Genomic DNA, 1,022 nt, shown 5'->3' on the forward strand with positions numbered 1-1,022 from the left:
CTGTGGGCGCAACCGGGCGCGGCGAACACCTTCGAGATCGAACTCGTCGACGGCAGCGGCCGCCGCCGCGACCTCACCCCGAACACCCTGACCTACACCATCGGCGCGGTGGAAACCCAACCGCCGCTGATCCATTCGCTCAGCGTCGGCCTGGCCGACAACACCACCGTGCGGCTGATCGAGCGCAATACGCCGCTGCCCGCGCGGGCGCGCAAGCGGCTGCGCACCACCGCGGCGGTGCATCACGGCGGCGGCAAGACCGGCCTGATCCGGATCCCGGTGCTGGAGGGCGAGCACGCGCGCGGCGACCGCAACAGCACCATCGGCCGTCTCGACATCACCGCCGATCAGGTCGAGCGCAGCATTCCCGAGGGCAGCGAGATCGAGGTGACGCTGGAGATCGACGCTTCTCGGATCATGGTGGCGCGCGCCTACATTCCGTATCTCGACGCCGAATTCGAGAACGTCATCGACCTGCACACCGAGACCCTGCCCGACGTCGCGGACCTGCGCCGTCAGACCGAGCAGGAACTGCGGCGCCTGGCCGAGGTCAAGAAGCGGCACGGCGATATCGGCACCGTGAATTCCGGTGTGCTGCTGGCTCGCATCGACGACGAGAACACCGTCCTGAACACCCAGCAGTTGGTGGAGGCCGCCGCGGCGGATCCCGACGCGGCGCTCGCCGCCCAGCAGCGGCTGCGTGACCTGCGGGCCGCCATCGACGAGGCCGAGGACGAATTGCAGTGGCCCAGCCTGGTGGTGCGGGCCAAGGAGACCGTCGGATACGTCCGGCGGGCGGTCACCGAACTCGGCGACGAGGTCTTCCGCCGCCAATTCGACCAGCTCGAGGTCCAGGTCCGGGATGCCATCGAGAGCCGGGCCGCCGACCTGCTGCGCCAGCGCACCGCCGAACTGCACTACCTGTGGCGGCAAATCCTCGACCACACCGGGGAATTGCCGATCATCATCTTCGAGAGCATGGCCCGCGACCGCAACGAGATGATCGACCTGCGGCAGGCCGA

1 protein-coding gene is annotated in these 1,022 nt (G+C 68.8%); it reads left to right on the plus strand.

Features of this window, described 5'->3' with window-relative positions:
- On the plus strand, nucleotides 1-1,022 hold a 1,022-nt coding region (locus tag ACWELQ_RS46260), incomplete at both ends, for an Hsp70 family protein (RefSeq protein WP_452403283.1).

Source organism: Nocardia sp. NPDC004722, from assembly GCF_053601505.1.